The organism is Vibrio sp. H11 (assembly GCF_004804295.1).
Classification (GTDB): Bacteria; Pseudomonadota; Gammaproteobacteria; order Enterobacterales; family Vibrionaceae; genus Vibrio; species Vibrio ostreae.
Window position 1 is genome coordinate 89,520 of sequence record NZ_SSHN01000007.1, and the last position, 19,324, is coordinate 108,843.

The following is a 19,324-nucleotide window of genomic DNA, read 5'->3' on the forward strand; positions in this document are numbered from 1 at the left end:
GAATAGTGCAACTATTATTTCGTAATGAAACGATTGCTTCTTAATGAAACTGTCGCTGCTTAATGAAACGGTTGCTGGTTAATGAAACAATTCCTGATTAATAGAAATAAACATCCCCGTTTTGTTGCGCCTGATGGCAGACAGACACGATTTTATCGATTTGCTGCTCGGTGACCGAACTGGTGACCGACAAACGGATAATGTTTCTGTTTTTGGCCGTTGCCGGCCGGCAAAATACCGCGCCAAAGATGCCGTGCCGTTCCAGATAGTCACGCACTTTTTCCGTATTACGTTCATCTCCGGTTTCCAGCGCAATAATTTGTGACTGGCTGCGTGTCGTTATCCCGATATTATTCAGCGCCTGATTTAGCATGCGGGCATTATTAAATAATTGCTCACGCTTTTTGTCGGCACTTTTTATCACGTCCAATGTAGCCTCAAGCGCCGCGATTTCATACGGCAGAATGGTCGAACTGAATATGGCCGGATAACCGACAAAAGGAATACACTGGTTCGCGCAATTGTTGGTCCAGATAACCCCGGCACGGTATGCGAACGTTTTTGCCAGGCTGGCAGTCATAAAATCGACCTGGGAAGAAAGGCCAAGCTCGGCAACTAATCCCGCTCCCTGAATACCGTGTGTGCCGATGGAATGCGATTCGTCGACCAGAATGGCGCACCCGGTTTCCTGCGCAATGGCTACGATATCCACCAAAGGCGCAACAGTGCCGAGGGTGCTGTAGACGGAGTCGACTGCGATCAGCCCTGGCCCGTTGCGCTGTATCAGCTTGCGCAGATGATCGCAGTTATTATGCATAAACGGATGTAGGTTCGCACTGGCGTAACGGGCACCTTCCCACAGTGACATATGAGCAAAAAAATCGATGTAAACGTGGCTGTCTGGTGGGCAAATAGTTTGCAATAGCGCTGTGTTGGCGTTCCAGCCGGACTGCGACAACAGACATGAATCAAAATGGACATAATCTGCCAACTGTTGTTCAAGACTGGGTTTGGACGCCTGGTCCTGGAGGAAAATGGCTGACATAAAAACACTGTCCTGTGTCTCATCGATAGCCTTTTTCAGCCGTGCTTTAATCAGAGGGTGGTTAGCCAGGCTGAGATAATCATTGCTTTGCAATACAATATCTCCGTCGTGCGGCCTTGTTCCCAATACCAGATGTTTACCGTTCTGGTTGGGATGAATTAAATCTTCAATAAAGAACTCTAACCGACGCTGAATAAAATCAGGCAGGTAATGGATTTTGGCATTGGTGTTCATCATCAATATCCTTGTTATGTGAAAATAATGCCAGCTGACAAGAGATATATGGATGATATTTGCAGCGACGTCACCTACGTAAATTGATTATTTTGGAAGCGATGGCAAACTGAGTTATATTGAGTTGTCTATTAAGAAAGAAACCTTACACTCAGAGAGTGTAAGGTGATTGTTTTCCGTTTCGGGCACAGTGATTTGGCCCTGCCAGACGTAATGGTCGTGGTCATTTTTTACTTAGGTAGACCGTTATTTGATGTGTTGTTCTTCGGCGGGAATAATTCAGGCCAGTACATTCTAACGTAACCGATAGAAACCCATAAAACTAATCCGCTCGCCACACTCAGTTCAAATAACCCAAATTTATGCAGCCAATGCCAGTGTGGAAAGTCGTGCTGAAAAAAAGTCGTCAGGCGGTGCATCGCAATGGCACTGATGACGGAAGGGAAGGTGACCGCTGCGATGGACGGCTGAAATTTCAGTTTCAGCAGGCGGAAGTAACATAAATAGATCAGCAGAGTCATCGTAATTGCTATCCCCGCCAGTGCGCCGGTCAGAATAGGATCCGGATGGGGAAAGTTCACCAGATAACTCGCCAGCGTCAGGTTGATCGGTGCCGCCATAATGGCCAGTGTTGGCCGGGCGCGCCGCGGCAGCATGCCTTCAAACACCAGTCGGTACAATACCAATGGCAACATGAAGAAATAGATCCCAATACAGACCGACACCAGGGTTTCGGAAAACAGAGTATGACCGAACTGGGTTCCAGCCAGCGAACTGCTTATCAGACCAACCGGATAGAGAAACCAGCTCGGCACAATGTGCGACATTCTGAAATTGAGCAGTTGGAAGCTGAAAAACAGCACCATCATGGTCAGGTGCAGTAGCAATGCAATAGCCCAGATAGGATAGGCGATCAGCGGTGAAATCAATGCCAGATAATCGCACAGAATCAACAGCGCCATACTCATAGGTGCCATCAGGCTGCCGGAAAGCGGATCGCGGATATCGCGCATGAATGTCGAATAACTGGTCAGGTATCGCGCCAGTACCGGCAGCAACAGAATGGCACCGGCAACTACCATGTAGGGGCGTAATACTGAGCCGATTTGTGGCAGATACAAATCCCATGCCTGGCCAAGCCCTATAAGTCCTAATGCCAGGGCCGCTTGGGAAGGAGGAACACTTTGTACCTGAATCAGCCTTTTCCAGTTCAACGCCAGACTCCGTTTAATTAAGGTCAAGTTGCGGCGAACGTGGAAGGAATGAAAAAATCGCCGCACAGCAAAGATTTAATGCGCGGCGATTCTATCAATTTTTAGCAATCAGTGTGTAACAATAGATGTATAACTGTCACAAAACCGTGAACAAGTAGCAATGAGTGGCATTATTACCTGAACCACTTTTATCTGAAAGCATTTAGTTATAGTCGTATATCAGGCTGATTCTGTGGCGGCTTCTTTTACCGGAGTTGCTTGTTGTGGTGGTAAGTCTTGCTGACGTAGTTTGTCGTTTTTCAGTGTTCGGTGCAGCAGTTGGCTGTAAATTGGCTGTCCGCCAAATAGCTGTGCGAAGGTACCTGCACCCAGACAAGTAATGATCAGTGGCAAAATCAGGTAGTAGTTATTGGTCATTTCAATCACCAGCAGGATACCAGTGATCGGCGCCCGCACCGTTGCTGCGAACAGTGCACCCATACCAGCAATCGCAAACATACCTGGCTCAATCCCAAGTTCCGGCAGCATGCTTTGCACGATAAGACCGAACGCATAACCGAACAGTGTACCCAGTGCTAGCATCGGCGCGAAGATACCGCCCGGAGCGCCGGAGCCGAAACAGATCAGAGTGGTCAGAATACGGCCCAGGAACAACAATAACAGCAGGCCAGCACCGTAACCGCCGTTAGTAATGGTCGGGATGAGTGCAATACCTCCGCCGGTCAGTTCAGGAATATACAGCAGAGTTAACCCAAAACACCCGCCCAGCAGTGAGCCGGTAATCAGATAGCGGCTACGGGTATTTTTATGAATTTTAACAAAAATATCCTGGGCTGTGGTGATCAGCTTATTGAACAGCACACCAAAAATGCCAAACAGAACACCAAGTAGTAAAAACAAACCTAACAAAGGTAAGTCCGGTGCGTGGTATTGCGGCATGGTGATCACGGCATCCTGGCTGTTGACGCTGCGAAAGACAATGTTGGCTGCGACCGACGAAATAATGACCGCACGCACGGATATCAGGGTATAGCGAAATTGCGGACGCATCTCTTCCATCACAAACATAATGCCAGCTAAAGGTGCGTTAAATGCCGCGGACAGACCACCGGCTGCGCCGGAAGCCAGCAGAGAATGGCGCGTATCGTCATTTTTGATGCGGAAAATGTCCGACACCATGCGACCGATGCAGCCACCCATCTGCACAGTTGGCCCTTCACGGCCAAGAACCATACCTGAACCCAGCGCGCCCATACCACCAAAGAACTTGACCGGCAGCACTCGCCACCAGCGTACAGGGCGCATGCCATCCATCGCACCTTCGATTTCCGGGATACCAGAGCCGGCAGCTTCCGGAGCAAAACGGTGCACGAGAAAATAGCCGATAAAGGCCAGGGCAGCACTGATCAAAAAGGCGGCCAGCCACAACGGCAACATGTTACCAATTTCACTGCGCAGCCAGTCGGTACGGGTTTCCGAGACAAAATGAACCGCTTGTTCGAAATAAGTACCGACGATGCCTGAAAGAATACCAACGATAAGGGAGAGGAACAGGACGGAAGCGGGGGTTTTTTCTTTAGAGAGAAATTGATTAATTGCATCTTTTGGAACTTTGGAAAGTAAACTGTACTTCAACTTCTCACTCTTCGTCATGAAAATAAGGCCTCAAGGGTTGGGAATTCAGGGGGTGGCCTTGAATTATACTCGCCACATCATTCAACTATAGCGACAAGAATGCAATATTGATTTTCATATATGATTGATTTCGCTAAAATTCTAAAAACCATGCAATGATCATCAAAAATATGCGAAAAAACTTGTCTTTTCAGCGTAATGAACCATATTTAAAGGGTAAGGCAGATTTGATTATTTCGAAATGGAGGAATTGAAAGGCCTTACCTACAATTTGGATGGATTCAAAAAGTACTTCAAATCAAATGTCCTCGCCAATGGTCAGTTTGGTACACAAAACAGACTGACTCGCAGACTCACGATTGAGTTCCGGGGAAAAGAGGCGCGCTATAGTCAGTGCGCCTTTTGCTATTTACGGTATCTGTTTCTATCTGACTCGTCGGTTTCTGTTACGGTATCTGTTTCTGGTTATTTCATTAGTACCTGAATTTTTTTGCCGCTTGCTATTCACTCTGTTTGTCTGTTTTATCTATGAAATATTGATAAGGTGTATCAATATTTTGTTTTGATGTCGAAAATTGAGTGGATATAAAAAGCGCGGCTAACTCGTTTATCTAGCAATAGTTTTTATCTCGTAATAGTTTTTTACTCGCAGCTGGTTTGAACGTTATACTATTACAAAAGGGAGTATAACCATGACTGCAAAAGTTCCGACCAACATAATTACCGGGTTTCTCGGTGTAGGTAAAACCACCAGCATACTTAACCTGCTTCGTACTAAACCCAGCGATGAAAAGTGGGCGGTACTAGTTAACGAGTTTGGTGAAATTGGTATCGACGGCGCTATGATGTCCGAGCAAGGGGCGCTGATAAAAGAAGTGCCGGGCGGCTGCATGTGTTGCACTGCCGGTGTGCCAATGTCCGTGGGAATCAACGCACTGCTGCGGCAAAAGCCGGATCGTTTGCTGATTGAACCGACCGGGCTCGGCCACCCGAAACAAGTGATTGCCACTCTGACGTCCGAGCAGTATCTGCCATATGTGGATTTGAAAGCGACGATTGCGCTGGTTGACCCGCGCAATCTGCGTAACGAAAAATACATCAGCAACCAGAACTTTAATGATCAGCTTGGCAGCGCCGAGGTGATCATTGGTAATAAAGTTGATGAATGCGATGTGGATGATATCGATGCGTTTAACGATTGGGTTACCGACCAGTCTCCGTCCAAAATCTTCCATAAGTTGGTATCGCGCGGGCAACTGCCGCTGGAAATACTGGATATTGAACGTTTGGTGCCGGAGCAAGTGGACGCGCGTGATGCCCATCATCACCATCACGCAGAGATGGAGCCACAGTTTGAACTGGATCCGAAGCAACCTTATGTACGCCGTGAAAATCAGGGGCAGGGCTATTTCAGTTGTGGCTGGCTGTTTGGCGCTGAATTTGCGTTTGGCTTTGATGAGCTGTTCTCTCTGTTCAGCGATCTTAAAGCGGAACGGATTAAGGCTGTGGTGAATACAGACCGTGGCTGCTATGCGTTCAATGTGTCTCAGGGTGTGGTTTCCGTCAATGAAATGAGCCTGGAAGGTTTTGAGTCGCGGATTGAATTGATTGACTCACAGCTGATGCCCTGGCAACAACTGGAAGATATTTTGGTGAAATTGGCGGGAATTAATCGCTAATGGGGAGATCTTCAGGAGTGAATGAGTTTTTAGCTTCCTGGCTGTGAACTGAATCAGTCTGTCAATCTCATTGATACCAATACGAAAAGGGCGCTTAGATAGCGCCCTTTGTCTTACAAAGTCAGTGTCATAAAAAGTCAGTCACAGGGATGGATAGCGCCATCTCTGCATGCGCGCTTAACGTTTGTTACGTAGGTAACGCTTGCGACGCTCTTCTTTGCGCTTTGCTTTCTCTTCTGCTTTACGAGCTTCTTCGATTTCAACCTCAATCAGCTCTTGCGTGATCATTTCCGGTAATTCGAGCGTGATTTGGCCAATCACTCCCTGGCGAAGTTCATGCAGCAGAATTTCTGATGCTTTATGCAGGTCAACGCGGCCACCGGCACGCAAGGCGCCACGCTTACGGCCAATCGCTTCCATCCATTCAACATCTGACTCAGGCGACTCATCGATTTGGTAACGCTCTTTGAGTTTTTCCGGATAGTGAGCGGCGAGATACTCCACCGTATAGAACGCCACTTCGTCATATTCCATCGCGGTATCTTTCACTGCACCTGTTGCGGCAAGGCGGAAACCGCTGTGCGGGTTTTCAACTTTTGGCCACAGAATTCCCGGAGTATCAGACAGTACGACGCCATTTTGCAGGTTGATACGCTGCTGACGGCGGGTTACCGCAGGCTGGTTACCCGTTTGCGCAATCACACGTCCGGCCAGGGTATTGATGATGGTGGACTTACCCACGTTGGGGATGCCCATGATCATGGTACGAATGTTCTTGCCGATCTCTTCACGGTGCGGTGCCAGCTTACGGCACAATTCCAGAATTTTATGCACTTCCTGCACGTTGGAGGTGGTGACCGCCATGGCTTTAACGCCTTGCTCTTTTTCCAGATGCTCAATCCAAAGTTGCGTCATTTCCGGGTCGGCCAGATCGCGTTTGTTAAGCACTTTAACGACCGGTTTATCACCACGCAGACGTGAAATCACCGGGTTCTCACTACTGAACGGGATACGTGCGTCCAGTACCTCGATGATGACGTCTACCTGAGGGATCGCTTCTTCGATTTCCTTGCTTGCTTTATGCATGTGGCCCGGAAACCATTGGATATTGTTGTTAACCATTTGAAGATATTGCCTTTTAATTTAATGGTTTTGTCTGTGGTAAAAAGCTGGAAATAACAGACGATTGGATGAGAATCGCAGGCCTGCCAAAAGAACAACCTGTGCTTACCCGCCGCCACAGCACGTTTTAATCTGGCAATATTACCACTTAATTGACCCTGCTGGAATCCGCTCTCCGCTTATGGGCGAGACTGTGATGACATTTGAGCGGTTTAGCATAGAGTGACTTTGTTCAAGCATCGACTTCGTCTTGTTTTAAGACACATTGAGCCGCGTGAAATTGAAACACGCTTTGACAAAGCCCAATCTGCCCAGGCAAAAATAAAAACGCCGCGTGGGATATGCGGCGTTAAAGGAGTTTTGGCTAATCTCTAAATTCTTCTCATCACCTAGCTTTGCCAAATAACTAGATGGGAACTGGATTAGCGGCGCGGAACAATCAGCACTGTTTTAAAACAACGGCTTGCAGACGGTTGCCCAGTACGCCACCGATCAACAATACAATCAGGAAAACCCAGCCTGAAAGAGAGAAGTTGACGATAGGCGTAAACAACGCGCCGACGTTACAGCCATTGGCAAAACGGGTACCAAAGCCCATCAGCAGGCCACCCAGTGCAAATAACGCATAGTGGCGAACGGAGTAATTGGTTTTCAGCGACAGGGAAAATTTACCCAGAAACAGCACTGCAACTAAAGTACCGATCATGATCGCCAGGTTCTGCACGCTGACGCCGTGTTCGAGAAACGGCAGGTTAAACAGCGCTTCCGGACGGTGAGTAAACGCAGCAATATCCGCTGAACTGACACCAAACACCATCAGCAGTTTACCAAACCAGATACCGAATGGCGTTGACGCCCCCCAGCCAGATCCGGTTGAGACCATCATGACACCAAACACCAGTGCGATAACCAGAGCAGAGGTATTCATTTGCCAAACGTTACCTAACCAGCGCTGGTAGTTTTCTTTGCTGAAAAGCGTCGCGTTAGTGCTTGGTTTTGGCTGTTGCGCGCTCTGTTCACGCAGCATTTCACCGTCTACACCATAGAAGGTACCGGCTTGCTCACGGCGCGCCTGATATTTACGCGCAGCCAGAATCACGATTGAAGCAAAAACAATGGTTACGACTACTGACATAAAGTAGCCATTCAGCGGATCCCAACTGAACAGATCTGGTAGGAATACCCCTTTACCGGCGTAGCTCGGGCTCGATATTACGGTGTGTGTAATCCATTCCTGAGTGGATTGCAGCGGGAATCCGAAGAAAACACCAGCACCGAAAAACAGCAGGGTAATCAGTGCGCGAGGGATGTCACCGACCATCTCGACCATTACCCCAGTGGCGCAGCAACTTGATAAGCTCATGCCAGCACCGAACATGACGCCGCCAACCAGCAGACCGATGTTGATTGGGTTAACCCAGAGGCGGTAGTCGCCAGCATCAGCATTAAACAGAATGCCTGCGTTGACCACAGCGGTAACCACAAACATAAACATCAGCGTTTGCAAAAGCTGGGTTGAGCCGCGGCGATAAGCACGATTGACACTGCCCGCAAACCCCAGTGAACCTTTGGTCAGGGCGAAGCCCAGCGCCAGACCCATGAGCAGGCGCATAAACAGTGATGCGTCTTTAAGAAGAGTTGCGCCAAGCAGCAGAGCTACGAAGGCAATCGCTGCTCCCCACCATGCTTGTACTTTATTCATATGTAAAACCTTACTTACCAACAAGTTGGAAATTGGAACAGAAAAGGCACGTAGACTAACATGGCGTGGTTTTGTGACGCAGGTCAATAATTAGAATGAATCGTTATAAGATAAACGATGATTAATAGGATTGTTACTATCTTGTCGCAGCAATTTACCCAACTGACCGGGCGCAGTCGTCAGGCCTGCATGGTCAGCGGACAGCCGCAAGTGGTCATGGTAGACACTTCATCCTGATAACAAAATAGAGAGCAGAACCTGGTGTTCTGCTCTCTGTCTGCTCTTGTTCCTGACTCGTTTATTGTTAAGTGACCTCTCCGTGAGTTCAAACCTGCTCGCGGTTGATCTCCGGCGTTAAGATCCACTCCGCGCTGTCATTAAGTACATCCATCTTGGTGATTTTACCATTCTTCACCTCAAAGCGGTCAGTATAGCGGTTGCCATTAAAGTGGCGGCCATCCGGCCATTGTCCGTACAGATAACCAATCGAATAGACGACGCAGTGATCGGCTTTCTGCACCGCGTCATACTGCATAATATCTTTCTTGATCCACTGATAGCGCTGTTGATTGAAGGCGGTGATGGCCTGTGCGTTGGCCATTTCTCTGCGCCCGGTAAAAGTGATCTTGACCTGCTCATCCATAAAAGTAGCGGCGGTTTCCGGATCCGGCTTCATTGAGGCCTCCAAAAACTGGCTGACGATTTCTACTGCTTTGTCTGTTTCTGACATGACGTCTCTCCTTGGTTGGTTATTAATGGTGCAAACGAATCTGATTTGGATCTTTTTTGTGCATATTTCTTGGCAAATTCCACGAAATTCGGTACTTTTCGTCTGGCACCTAAATTGCTAGCAATAATTATGCAATGGCTAGCAATTAATGAAAAGAGGGATCTTATGAAACGTTCAACAATCAACAAACTGGTTAAACACGGACTTTCGGTGGGTGTCACGGCAGCACTGTCCATGAGTACGTTGGCTGCATATGCTGCCGAACCGATCAAGGTCGGATTGGTCGCGGCGCTGTCAGGCCAGTCTGCCAAATCGGGTGAGGCGATTACCCGTGGTTTGGTTATCGCTATTGATGAAATTAATCAGGCAGGCGGGGTGTTGGGGCGCCCGCTGGAGCTGGTACGGCGTGATGATGAAAGCAATCCGTCGAAAGGGTTGCTGGCTGCCCGTGAGCTGATCCAGAAAGAAGATGTCGCTGTGCTGTTTGGCGGCTTAGATACTCCGGTTTCCCTTGCCATCGTGCCTGTTGCTAACCGAATGAAAATGCCGTTTATGGGTGTTTGGGCAGCCGGTACGCCAATCACCCAGAATGGCGCCAAAGAGAATTATGTATTCCGTGTTTCGGCGGTGGATGAAGTGGTTGATGAAGCGCTGGTGCAATATGGCATTGACAACTATGCCATGAAAAAACCAGGTATGTTGCTGATTAATAACCCTTGGGGAGAGTCAAATGAGAAGGGATTCCGCAAGGCATTGCAGGCGCGTGGTCTGCAATACAGCGGGATAGAACGTATTGAGTCTGGTGATGTTGACTTAGTACCACAACTTACCCGGCTGAAAGAAAAAGGCACCGATACCTTGCTGATGGTGGCTAACGTGGCACCTTCAGCCCAAGTGGTGAAATCACTCGAGCGTATGGGGTGGGACGTACCGGTTGTTTCTCACTGGGGCCCGGCAGGCGGGCGTTTTGGTGAACTTGCGGGGCCAACAGCGGATCGGGTGCATTTTATTCAGACCTTTACGTTTACCGATACGCAGTCGGGGAAAGGCGGGGAAGTGTTTGGCAAATTGCAGGCTAAATTCCCGGAAATCAAAAGTGTGGCTGATGTGACACCGGCTGTGGGCATTGCCAATGCGTACGATGCGATGCATCTCACCGCGCTGGCAATACAAAATGCCGGTTCTACGCAGGGTAGTGCCATTCGTGACGGTTTCTATCGTATCGATGATTATCAGGGCTTGATTAAAGATTTTAAACGGCCTTTCACCGAAACCCAACATGATGCGATTGGTGCCAAAGATTATGTTTTCACTCATTTCGTCAATGACCAAATCGTACCGGTTCAGTAACTCGCACCGAACGGTGGTAAGTCAATACTAATATTTGGTCAGTCAATACGGATAGGAGAGCGTTACGTCATGTTAACCGCTGCCATTATTACCGGGCTGGGTCTGGGGAGCATGTATGCTCTCCTTGCCCTCGGGTTTCATATTACTTATATCGTCAGCAAAACCGTTAATTTCTCCCAGGGCAGTGCCATGATGCTCGGGGCGGTGCTGGCTTACTCTTTTTGCATCACCTGGGGCATGCCTTACTGGGTTGCCTTCTGTGTCACTTTGCTGCTCAGTGCGTTATATGGCTTGGCTATTGAGCGCTTTCTGGTGCGCCCGTTTGCCAATAAAGGCTCTGATGCCTGGCTGATGGCGACGGTCGCCGGAGGCATTCTAATCGATAATGCGGTGTTGTTTACCTTCGGTAAAGAGCCGCGTCAGTTTACTAATGAATTTGCTACCACCAGTGTCGACTTGTTCGGCAGCGGAGTGTATGCACTGCAGGTCATGATTCCCGTGGTCGGTGTGATTATCGCGCTGTTACTGGCTGTGCTGGTACGCCGTACCCGTTTAGGAAAAGTGCTGCTCGCTTGTGTACAGAATCCGGATTCTGCCCGCCTGATGGGTATCAATGTCAGTCGCGTTGTGGCGGTCAGTTTTGCCATGTCGACGGTACTCGCCGCGATCGCCGGTATTCTCATCGCGCCACTGTTTGCGGTGCATTCAGACATGGGCACGCTGTTCGGACTCAAAGCCTTTGCGGTCGCCATTCTGGGCGGTATCACCAGTGCGTCCGGCGTGTTCAGTGCCGGGCTGATTTTTGGTTTAGCGGAGGCGATAGTCACCGTTTATTTTGGCTCCGCGTTCACTCAGATCATTACCTTCTCTCTGGTCATATTGGCATTAGCGGTCAAACCCAATGGCCTGTTCGTTAAAGGACAGGAGGTGAAAGTATGAATGTCACTCAGTCAAAATCCTGGTTGTGGATTACGCTTTTTACCCTGGCAGGTTCTGTGCTCTGTTTTCTGCTCGACAGCTATTCGTTACTGGTGTTTACCCTCTGTGCTATCACGGCACTGGTTGGCGTTGGTCTTAACATCCTGATGGGGATGAGTGGCCAGATAAGTTTTGGCCATATCGCTTTTTATGCGATTGGCGCTTATGTCAGCGGGTTGTTGCTGTTGAATGGCGTTCCTTTCGGGCTGGCCGTTGTGGCTGCTGCGCTGGTGTGCGGCGCCGTGGGTGGCTTGTTGGCTATCCCGGCCATGCGGGTTAGCGGGCCTTATCTGGCAATGGTGACCATCGCGTTCTCTTTCGTCGTCCATCACGGCTTGATGGAGTGGCGTGACGTAACTGGTGGTGCCAATGGGTTGATGGGGATCCCGATGCCGGAATTGGGCGAATTGGAACCGGAACGTCTGCTTGCGCTTATCGGTATGATGAGCCTCGGCGCGGCGCTAATTATGTATCAGCAGGTCTATTACAGTGGCTGGGGCAAAGCAATGCGTGCGGTAAAATCGAGTCCGGTTGCAGCGCGTTCACTCGGATTTAATCCACTGCATACACAAACCCTGGCTTTTGCTTTATCAGCGGCGTTTGCGGGGCTTGCCGGTGCAATGATCCCGCCACTGATGATGTACATCAGCCCAAGCACGTTTCCGTTTACTCAGTCGATTTTGTTTGTGCTGGTGGTGATCCTGGGCGGAACAGGCACGTTATGGGGACCGGTTCTGGGAGCCACGGTGGTAGTTTTATTGCCTGAGCTGCTGGCGCCGCTGGCGGAATACCGCCTGCTGATTTTTGCGGTATTGCTGCTCGCCGTGTTGTGGGGCGCTCCGCGCGGCCTGATCGGCGAAATGACCACACGATTGCGTAAAACGAGCATTCAGTTACCGCCCAAATCGGTCAACCGGCATCTGATTGCGACGTTTTACGATCGTGCGGATAACGGCCTCAGTGCACTAAAGGTCGACAATATCGGTATTACTTTTGGTGGTGTGGTCGCAGCGCAAGGGGTCAGTTTTGAAGCGCCGCTTGGCAAAGTGACCAGTATTATCGGCCCTAACGGGGCGGGTAAAACCACGGTCCTGAATATGATCAGCGGTTTTTATACCCCGGATCAGGGCAGGGTCAGCCTGAATGAAGAGCTTGTTGGCCTTAATGCTCATAGTATCGCCCGCTGCGGCATTTCACGCACCTATCAGACCAGCCAGTTGTTTGATGATATGTCAGTACTGGAAAATCTGTTGGCGGCGATGCAGCAAGGCAGTATCGGCCATCCGTTTTACGCCCGGCAGCCAGGACAGCGTGAACTGGCGCTGAATCTGCTGGCACTGGTCGGTTATCAGGGGGCCATCAATACTCCCGCGCAGGACTTACCCCATGTCGACCGTCGTCTGGTCGAGATAGCGCGTTCGCTGGCCACCTGTCCGTGGGTTTTGTTGCTGGATGAGCCAGCGGCAGGTCTGAGCCGGGAGGATACAGACAAGTTAGCCGGATTAATCAAGACCATCGCCGGATTTGGTATTGCGGTCATTCTGGTTGAGCATGATATGAAACTGGTGATGGGTGTCAGTGATCAGGTGCTGGTGCTGGATGCCGGTAAACCGATCGCTCTGGGTGAACCACTACAGATTCAACAGGATCCGGCGGTCATTGCTGCCTATCTGGGCGCGACCAGTTATAACGCCCCGCCACGGGCCAAGCAGTGGACTGCTGCCAAACAGTCAGTCCTGTTTACCAAACAACTGACCATAGACTACGGGGCGTCCCCTGTGGTGCATGAGGTTGATATTGAGGTTAATCCGGGCGAATGTGTCGCCATTTTAGGGGCCAATGGTGCCGGGAAAAGCAGCATCCTGCGCTGCCTGGCGGGGCTTAAGAAGCCCGCCAGCGGGACGATTGGCCTTGATGACAGCTACATCCATCACATGAATGCTGATCAGATTGCCGAACGTGGCCTGGCTTTGGTTCCCGAAGGGCGTCAGCTATTCGGTGATCTGTCTGTCAGAGACAACCTGCTGCTCGGCGCGTATTCACGTCAGGATGATGTCGATGAGGTAAACGAAATTGAAGCGATTTTACAGCGCTTTCCGCGCCTGCGCGATCGGATAGAGAGTCAGGCCGGACTGCTGTCTGGCGGAGAGCAGCAAATGGTCGCGGTCGGACGGGCGTTAATGGCCAAACCACGCATCCTGTTACTGGATGAACCGTCGCTTGGCCTTGCTCCTTCGATGATTGCTGAGCTCTATGATGCCTTGGCACAGCTCAGAGACGACGGCGTGACCATACTGCTCGTCGATCAAATGGCCAATCTTGCGCTGCAGGTTGCTGATCGGGCTTATGTACTCGAAACCGGCAAGATAGTGCAGGCAGGTACGGCACAACAATTATTAGCCGATTCGGAGTTAGAAAAAGCCTATATGGGAGCAAGTTAATGCAAGCAGATACCGTAGTGATAAATTGTCGTTTAGAAGGGCAGTCAACGCTTAGCTGCGCGTTTATCCGCGAGGGATATTTCACCGCTTTTCAGCCGCAAAACGAGACAGATGTGAGCTCATTTAGTGCAGCAAATGTGATTGATGCCCAAGGGCAACTCATGCTGCCAGGCCTGGTCGAAACTCATGTTCATCTCGATAAAGCGTGTACGGTGTCACGTTGCCGGCTGCAGCACGGCACGCTGCAAGAAGCGATTGAACAGACATCACAGCTGAAGAAAAGCTTTACCTACCAGGATGTGTACCAGCGAGGTAAACGGGTACTGGAAAAGGCCATCACCCAGGGCACCAGCTATATGCGGACCCATGTCGAGATAGACCCTGTCGTCGGCCTCACCGGGTTCGAGGCTATAAAGCAGCTCAAACAGGATTATGCCTGGGCGCTGAGCCTCGAGCTGTGTGTATTTCCTCAGGAGGGGCTGCATAATAATCCGGGGACTTACGAGTTGCTGGTGCAGGCGCTGGAGCAGGGCGCCGATTTGCTCGGTGGTTGCCCCTATACCGACAGTGATCCTGAGCAGCAAGTCAGAACGCTGTTTAGCCTGGCCACTCAGTATGATGTCGATCTCGATTTTCATCTCGATTTTGACCTCGACAGTTCAACCATGACACTACCATATGTGATGGAAATGACGCGTGAATTTGGTTATCAGGGCCGGGTAACGGTGGGCCATGTGACTAAGCTGTCGGCAGTCAAACCGGCTGAGTTACAAGAGCTGGCGCAGGAAATGGCACAAGCAGGCGTCCGGTTAACGGCGTTGCCGAGCACCGATTTATTTCTCAACGGACGCGAGTTTGACCATTTGGTGCCGCGTGGTGTTGCACCGCTGTTGCCGCTGAGTAAGCAGGGCGTGTGCTGTTCCATTTCGACCAATAACGTTGAGAACCCGTTTACGCCTTACGGTGATGCTTCTCAGGTCAGGCAGGCGAATCTGTATGCCAATGTCGCTCAGTTGGCGACACCCGCGGAGCTGAGTCAGTGTTTTGAATGGATTTCAGGGGATTCGGCAAAGCTGATGAAACTGCAACACTACGGGATCGGAGTCGGTAAGGTGGCCGATGCGGTCTTTTTTGACGCGCTCAGTCAAGCGGATGTGGTCGCAACTGTACAAGCACCCGTTATGGCGATCAAACGCGGCCGGATAACGTTTACTAGGCCGCAGGTGAATTTACATCATCCGCTTTAAATGTGTAGGGAGAAGAAACAGCGGGGAATAGCATTTTCCCCGCTGTTTCTCTTTATCGGCTGCTTAATCTGGCGTTACAGGCGCTTGGCTGAGTGCGTCACCAAGGTCAAGTTCTTGGTCATTACCCGGGCTCAACACCAATTCCGCTTCCAGATGATCAAGGTGCGCCAGCATAACAGCGACAGCCTGTGATTGATTACCAGCTTTTAATGCATCAATAAGCTGCTGGTGTTCATTGTGCTGACACGCCGGAACATCGTTTCGCTGATAAAGCGCAACAATCAGTGAACTGCGTACCATCAAATTATCAAACATCTCCATCAGGACACGATTCCCGCACAGGTTAGCCAGCAGGCGGTGAAAATCACACAAGGCACCGACAATGGCGCGGCGGTCGTTGGTCTGCACCGCGGCTTGTTCAGCTTGCATGTGCGCCTCAATTTGCGGCCAGTGTTCGGCCATTTTCTGCGCCGTAATATCTTCAACAATACCGCGTTCGATTACCCGTCTGGCAGCAAAAACTTCGCGCGCTTCTTGTGCCGTCGGTTGAGAAACCATCGCGCCGCGATTGGGTTCGATGGTGACAATGTGCTGCAGCGCAAGACGCTGCAGAGCTGTCTGCACATGGTTACGGTTGGCTTGCAGAGCAGTAACGATCTGCGCTTCGACCAGACGCTGACCCGGTTTAAGTTTGTGCTGGGCTATTGCGGCCGAAAGGGCGGCCATAATGCGTTGTACTTCTTGTTGTTTATGCGTCGATGCGGTTGGGCGCGGCGTAACCATTGCTGAGAAAACCTTATATTTCTTATTGCTAGCACTCAGTTTACCCTTGATAGACTCAGTGAGACAACAACAAAGGGACAGATGAAAGCGCGGCAATATAGCGCCTGGCCTGGCGCATGAGGTATTGAACAAAGTTCGACCATAAAAAAAGCGACCATATGTGGCCGCTTGGAGAGTTGTACTGATGTTACCTACACCCGGTACAGCGAGAGCTGATGGTGCAGATTATCGGCCAGTTGCTTAAGCGTCTGACAGGCTTGCTGAGTTTCGCTGTTCAGGTTTAGATTCTGATCACTGGCTTCACGGATCTGATTGATGTTTTTACTCACATCTTCTGCGACATACCGCTGTTGTTCCACAGCACTGGCGATTTCGGCATTAAGCTGCGAAATGTTGGCTACTGATGCAAGCACGGTTTTCAGTACATCATCAGCAATCTGTGCCTGCTGGACATTATCTGCGGCGATGCGGCTGCTCAATGTCATCTGCTCTGAGGCTTCTTCACCGCTGGTCTGCAAACGCGCCACCATCGCGCGGATTTCTTCTGTTGATTTCTGGGTTCTGCTCGCCAGTAAACGGACCTCATCAGCGACTACGGCAAAGCCGCGTCCCTGTTCGCCAGCTCGAGCTGCTTCAATAGCGGCATTCAGTGCCAGCAGGTTGGTTTGATCAGCGATGTCATTAATCACTCCCAGCACGTTGCCAATGCTGTGGCTCGCATCAACCAGTTCTCCTACCACCGCAGTGGATTTTTGAATCGTATCCGCCTGATGCTGGATACTGTTAATGGTCTGAGTCAAAGTCTCACCGACGCGACTCACGTCTTGATTCGCCTGGTTAGCGTTGTGTTCCGCATTGGTGGTATTTTTCGCAATATCTTGCGCCGAAAGGCTCATTTCATGCGATGCTGCAGCAACCTGTTCGGTATCCTTATTCTGCGCTTCTGACGCTGCATAAGATTGGGTTGCGATAGCCATCAACTGAGCGGCAGACTGATTGACAGCTTCTGCAGCGCTTTTTGACTGTTTGATTGTGGTATGGATGCGATCCAACAACTTATTAAAACCCTTAGCCATGGTGGCGAGTTCATCATTACCACGCAGGTCGAAACGTTGCGTGAGATCACCTTCGCCATCCGCCAGGTTATGAATTGCATCAACATAAACGGCTAACGGTCTGCCTACGATGCGTCTTACCAGCAGAGTAATAAACCCTATCATGACTAAACTGATCACCAATACAGTCGCGGCTCCCTGGATGGAAATTTTCCAGATCATGGCTGAGATTTCAGCTTTCGGGTAAGCGGTTACGATCTGATAGTTCCACGGTGCATAGTCTGAACGTGTAATCACCCAATCATCAGGCTGGTCGAGCGCGGCTTTGATTTGGGCGTCACTGAGGTTGTCAGAATGCATACGCAATTGGCCTGTACCGTCGTATAACGCGACGAATCCCTGATTGAGAATGCGCGACTGTGCAATGGAGTCAGTGACAATGCTCATGTTAGCGGGGTATCCCACATACCAGATGCCAAGGGTCTGATTATCCTCAATGATTGGCTCGTAGGCAGAAATATAAGGGTGGCCGAGGATATCAACCATGCCGTAATAGCTTTGACCGCTGGTGATCGCCGCCATCGCCTTACCATTGCGTGACAGTAAAGTGCCTACGGCGCGTTGATTGTCTTTTTTGACGTTGGTGGACACTCGAATAAAGTCGTTACCACTGCGCGCAAACAGCGTTGCCGTTCCGCCCATAATACCGGTAAGCCTGTCGACAAGATCGTAATTGTTCGATTGTTTAGTGTCACCAAAGTAGAGCGCCGGTGCGTTTTGACCTGCGACTGCTTCTTGTCCTTGCAATTGTGCAGGGCCCAACAGTTTGCTGCGCTCCTTGAGTAACTTCATGCTGCTCTCGACCCGCTGCATCATGATGTCATTGGTGGTGTTCAGTAAGCGAGTCGTCTCCTGAATCGCTTGCTCTTTTTGTCGGCTGGCCTGTTCGTTCACCTGATTAATGCTGGTTTGGATCTCATAACCAACCAAAACCAAAGCGATCAAGCATATTAAAACGGTAATGGTCAAAATGAATTTACGGTTAATGCTCATATAAATACCTTAAAAAGTGAGGTTCTGGTATCCGTCGATGATTATCAGATTGGTAAACGGATTGGTTCAGAAAAACAGGCAGCACTATTGTTGTGGACTCTTTACACCGCCTCTCAGTTGTACATTTTGTGGTATAAATTGATCTAAATCAAATTAACTACCATTAACAGTGATTTATGTATCATTAGTGTTGGAGTGTTATCGACGATGCATCTTCATTGTTATTGAGTTGCTGCCTTTCTGTTATAGCTCATATTGAAAGAGTGGGAGGTGGTAATTGTTGTGTGGTTGAACTGGAAGAGTCATCGCTGACTGAGGACGGTGAAATATCTATAAAAAGAGAAAAAGTTTCCCATATGTCGCAAATCGACCCCGTCGAGGCGTTAGCAAACAGCATGCACTTACCGACGCTGGCTAACATCATGTTCAACAAGGACGAATTAATCATCGGCTTTTATACTGCTGACCGCAAAGGCGGCCAGTCGAGCAAGGTAGTATTTAACCAAGCAGTATTTTACTAAGCAACAAGGTATGTGGCAGCCCGCTGAGCCTGTCATGTGCCTCTCACCAGCGGAAACGCTCAGCACCCTCTCAATTTGTCCTTAACGGTGCAAACGGTACAGATTAACGGGCTTTCTGTATTGTCGTAGCACCACTTGTGAAGTGATCCACTCACTCTTTCTTCACTCAATTCGGGAACCATCTGGTTCCCTTTTTTTTGCATCTTTTGTATACAATGTTTGCGCTAACTCACAATCATAAAAATAGCTAAAAACGACGCTTTTTTAATCTTGCGATTACAGCACAAAGTGTTAACATCTTTTCAACAATCACCAGTTTGGTTTCCCTCTCTTAGTGCTTGTGAACCAATGCAGTGCAGGGTGTCTGCACCGTTTTAAACGTGAGTTATTTATCATCGTATAAGAAAAATAAATTTTTAAAGGCAAAGTCACAAAAATAAGCGACATTTTCTGCAGATAACTTAGCAGTTTGCGACATGGTCGGTTGTTTGGATCATAGAAGATTTATTTTTGGGTACGGTTGTTGCTACTTTGT

Annotated in this window: 14 protein-coding genes; 6 read left to right on the plus strand and 8 right to left on the minus strand. The window is 49.6% G+C overall.

Features of this window, described 5'->3' with window-relative positions:
- Positions 1-97: 97 nt before the first annotated feature.
- From cqsA to clcA, 3 genes are all read right to left on the minus strand, one after another.
- On the minus strand, positions 98-1,279 hold the full coding sequence (gene cqsA, locus E6C74_RS12495) for an alpha-hydroxyketone-type quorum-sensing autoinducer synthase (protein WP_136485956.1): 1,182 nt from the start codon (positions 1,277-1,279) through the stop codon (positions 98-100).
- 230 nt (positions 1,280-1,509) lie between these two features.
- Positions 1,510-2,493 carry a TDT family transporter gene (locus tag E6C74_RS12500; RefSeq protein ID WP_136485663.1) on the minus strand — a complete coding sequence of 328 codons (984 nt, stop codon included), beginning with the start codon at positions 2,491-2,493 and terminating at the stop codon, positions 1,510-1,512.
- Positions 2,494-2,712: 219 nt separating this feature from the next.
- Positions 2,713-4,146 (minus strand): H(+)/Cl(-) exchange transporter ClcA, encoded by a 1,434-nt coding sequence (clcA, locus tag E6C74_RS12505; protein WP_136485665.1) that lies wholly within the window; start codon positions 4,144-4,146, stop codon positions 2,713-2,715.
- A 674-nt stretch (positions 4,147-4,820) separates the two neighbouring features.
- Between clcA and E6C74_RS12510 the strand changes: the two genes are divergently transcribed.
- On the plus strand, positions 4,821-5,807 hold the full coding sequence (locus E6C74_RS12510; protein ID WP_136485667.1) for a GTP-binding protein: 987 nt from the start codon (positions 4,821-4,823) through the stop codon (positions 5,805-5,807).
- A gap of 177 nt (positions 5,808-5,984) precedes the next feature.
- Here E6C74_RS12510 and ylqF read toward each other — a convergent pair whose 3' ends face one another.
- The 3 genes from ylqF to E6C74_RS12525 form a co-directional block, all read right to left on the minus strand.
- On the minus strand, positions 5,985-6,929 hold the full coding sequence (gene ylqF, locus E6C74_RS12515; RefSeq protein WP_136485669.1) for a ribosome biogenesis GTPase YlqF: 945 nt from the start codon (positions 6,927-6,929) through the stop codon (positions 5,985-5,987).
- Positions 6,930-7,368: 439 nt separating this feature from the next.
- On the minus strand, positions 7,369-8,631 hold the full coding sequence (locus E6C74_RS12520) for a YeeE/YedE family protein (protein ID WP_136485671.1): 1,263 nt from the start codon (positions 8,629-8,631) through the stop codon (positions 7,369-7,371).
- A gap of 325 nt (positions 8,632-8,956) precedes the next feature.
- The gene (locus tag E6C74_RS12525; RefSeq protein ID WP_136485673.1) at positions 8,957-9,361 is read right to left on the minus strand and encodes a nuclear transport factor 2 family protein; all 405 of its coding nucleotides are present in this window, start codon (positions 9,359-9,361) and stop codon (positions 8,957-8,959) included.
- Positions 9,362-9,526: 165 nt separating this feature from the next.
- On the opposite strand from E6C74_RS12525, the gene E6C74_RS12530 reads away from it, so the two are divergent.
- The 4 genes from E6C74_RS12530 to E6C74_RS12545 all read left to right on the plus strand — a co-directional run bounded on the left by E6C74_RS12530 (position 9,527) and on the right by E6C74_RS12545 (position 15,377).
- A complete protein-coding gene (locus tag E6C74_RS12530; protein WP_136485675.1) occupies positions 9,527-10,711 on the plus strand; it encodes an ABC transporter substrate-binding protein in 1,185 nt (394 codons plus the stop codon).
- A 69-nt stretch (positions 10,712-10,780) separates the two neighbouring features.
- A complete protein-coding gene (locus E6C74_RS12535) occupies positions 10,781-11,650 on the plus strand; it encodes a branched-chain amino acid ABC transporter permease (RefSeq protein ID WP_136485677.1) in 870 nt (289 codons plus the stop codon).
- A complete protein-coding gene (locus tag E6C74_RS12540; protein ID WP_136485679.1) occupies positions 11,647-14,130 on the plus strand; it encodes a branched-chain amino acid ABC transporter ATP-binding protein/permease in 2,484 nt (827 codons plus the stop codon). The genes E6C74_RS12535 and E6C74_RS12540 overlap by 4 nt, the downstream gene beginning before the upstream one ends.
- Positions 14,131-14,243: 113 nt before the next feature.
- Positions 14,244-15,377 carry an amidohydrolase family protein gene (locus tag E6C74_RS12545; protein WP_240798182.1) on the plus strand — a complete coding sequence of 378 codons (1,134 nt, stop codon included), beginning with the start codon at positions 14,244-14,246 and terminating at the stop codon, positions 15,375-15,377.
- A 63-nt stretch (positions 15,378-15,440) separates the two neighbouring features.
- Here E6C74_RS12545 and E6C74_RS12550 read toward each other — a convergent pair whose 3' ends face one another.
- Both E6C74_RS12550 and E6C74_RS12555 read right to left on the minus strand, forming a co-directional pair.
- A complete protein-coding gene (locus E6C74_RS12550) occupies positions 15,441-16,160 on the minus strand; it encodes a GntR family transcriptional regulator (RefSeq protein WP_136485683.1) in 720 nt (239 codons plus the stop codon).
- 191 nt (positions 16,161-16,351) lie between these two features.
- Positions 16,352-18,268: a Cache 3/Cache 2 fusion domain-containing protein gene (locus E6C74_RS12555; protein WP_136485685.1), complete on the minus strand. Its 1,917-nt coding sequence runs from the start codon at positions 18,266-18,268 to the stop codon at positions 16,352-16,354.
- A gap of 284 nt (positions 18,269-18,552) precedes the next feature.
- Between E6C74_RS12555 and E6C74_RS12560 the strand changes: the two genes are divergently transcribed.
- Positions 18,553-18,789, plus strand: coding sequence for a hypothetical protein (locus E6C74_RS12560; RefSeq protein WP_136485687.1), 237 nt, complete (start codon positions 18,553-18,555; stop codon positions 18,787-18,789).
- Positions 18,790-19,324 lie beyond the last annotated feature (535 nt).

What these genes read in the sequence shown, in the direction of transcription:
- E6C74_RS12540 (WP_136485679.1), top strand. Translation starts at nt 11,647, where the DNA reads ATGAATGTCACTCAGTCAAAATCCTGGTTGTGGATTACGCTTTTTACC.
- E6C74_RS12525 (WP_136485673.1), bottom strand. Translation starts at nt 9,361, where the DNA reads ATGTCAGAAACAGACAAAGCAGTAGAAATCGTCAGCCAGTTTTTGGAG.
- cqsA (WP_136485956.1), bottom strand. Translation starts at nt 1,279, where the DNA reads ATGAACACCAATGCCAAAATCCATTACCTGCCTGATTTTATTCAGCGT.
- ylqF (WP_136485669.1), bottom strand. Translation starts at nt 6,929, where the DNA reads ATGGTTAACAACAATATCCAATGGTTTCCGGGCCACATGCATAAAGCA.
- E6C74_RS12530 (WP_136485675.1), top strand. Translation starts at nt 9,527, where the DNA reads ATGAAACGTTCAACAATCAACAAACTGGTTAAACACGGACTTTCGGTG.
- E6C74_RS12550 (WP_136485683.1), bottom strand. Translation starts at nt 16,160, where the DNA reads ATGGTTACGCCGCGCCCAACCGCATCGACGCATAAACAACAAGAAGTA.
- E6C74_RS12555 (WP_136485685.1), bottom strand. Translation starts at nt 18,268, where the DNA reads ATGAGCATTAACCGTAAATTCATTTTGACCATTACCGTTTTAATATGC.
- clcA (WP_136485665.1), bottom strand. Translation starts at nt 4,146, where the DNA reads ATGACGAAGAGTGAGAAGTTGAAGTACAGTTTACTTTCCAAAGTTCCA.
- E6C74_RS12510 (WP_136485667.1), top strand. Translation starts at nt 4,821, where the DNA reads ATGACTGCAAAAGTTCCGACCAACATAATTACCGGGTTTCTCGGTGTA.
- E6C74_RS12535 (WP_136485677.1), top strand. Translation starts at nt 10,781, where the DNA reads ATGTTAACCGCTGCCATTATTACCGGGCTGGGTCTGGGGAGCATGTAT.
- E6C74_RS12520 (WP_136485671.1), bottom strand. Translation starts at nt 8,631, where the DNA reads ATGAATAAAGTACAAGCATGGTGGGGAGCAGCGATTGCCTTCGTAGCT.